Annotated in this window: 1 protein-coding gene; it reads left to right on the top strand. The window is 40.6% G+C overall.

Features of this window, described 5'->3' with window-relative positions:
* The first annotated feature begins 125 nt into the window (after window positions 1-125).
* On the top strand, window positions 126-1,187 hold the full coding sequence (locus STRDD10_RS09900; protein WP_067195676.1) for a site-specific integrase: 1,062 nt from the start codon (window positions 126-128) through the stop codon (window positions 1,185-1,187).
* The last annotated feature ends 54 nt before the right edge of the window (window positions 1,188-1,241 follow it).

Genomic DNA, 1,241 nt, shown 5'->3' with positions numbered 1-1,241 from the left:
AAAAACTCCCCACACCGCCGACCAAGCAAAGTGTGAGGAGAGAACGATTGTATAGTAAATATCCAGAGTGAAAATCTGACCTCTTTACTATACCCATTTTATCAAAAAAGTGAGGTAAAAATCAAATGGCATCATACAGAAAAAGAGATGGCTCATGGGAGTATCGCATCTCCTACAAAACGCCCGATGGCAAGTACAAACAAAAGTCAAAACGTGGTTTTCGTACCAAGAAAGAAGCAGAGCTAGCAGCTGCACAGGATGAGCAACGGCTGACCGAAAACTTTCATATCGACACCGAGATAACCATGGCGGATTATTTTGAGAACTGGGTAGGCATTCACAAGCAACCCCATATCGCAAAAGGCAGCCTACGCTCCTACCAGCAAACCATCAGAATTATTAGAGAGTATTTTAAAACAACCAAACTAAAAACTATCACTTCAACCATCTACCAGCAATTTCTTAACGACCTTGGAGAGAGATATTATCAAGCCACCCTTAGCGCTATCCACCACCGAGTCAAACGTTCCATCAAGCAAGCCGTAGCTGATGGTTACATTTTACGGAACTTCACCGAACTATCACAAGTCAAGGCTAAACAAAGAGAGAAACCATTAGAGGATAAATTCTTAGAGCTAGATACCTACCTATCACTGATTGAAACATTAAAGTCAGACACATCAAACCGTGATTACATGCACCTATATCTTCTAGCCGTGACAGGTATGCGACTAGGTGAGTCTCTTGGTCTGACATGGGATGATATAGATTTCAAAAACAGCCTCATCAACATTGATAAAACTTGGGATATATATGACAACGACGGCTTTAGACCGACCAAAAATAAACAGTCCGTCCGAAAAATACCCCTTGACTCCACTACAGCTCTACTACTCAAGAAGTACAAACTGGCAGGATGGATAGCAAACGACCACGACAGACTATTTCCAAGGGTAAACCACTCATGGCTTAACAAGATGGTAAAGGAACTGACAGGGACAAATATACACGTTCACTCACTTCGACATACCTATGCAAGCTATCTCATTTCAAAAGACATTGACCTCTTGACCGTATCAAACTTGTTAGGACACAAAGACCTAACCATCACATTACAGACCTACACCCACCAACTTGAAGCTAAAAAAGAAAAAGAATTTGAAGAAATTAAAAAACTTTTTGGGTGAATTTTGGGCGACAAACAACACAAACACTATAAGAAAGGGATTTATAAGACTATA

The organism is Streptococcus sp. DD10, from assembly GCF_001578805.1.
GTDB lineage: Bacteria > Bacillota > Bacilli > Lactobacillales > Streptococcaceae > Streptococcus.
This window is presented reverse-complemented; position numbering and strand designations above follow the sequence as displayed.

Excerpts from the sequence above, each read along its gene's own strand:
- STRDD10_RS09900 (WP_067195676.1), top strand. The coding sequence starts at position 126 with ATGGCATCATACAGAAAAAGAGATGGCTCATGGGAGTATCGCATCTCC.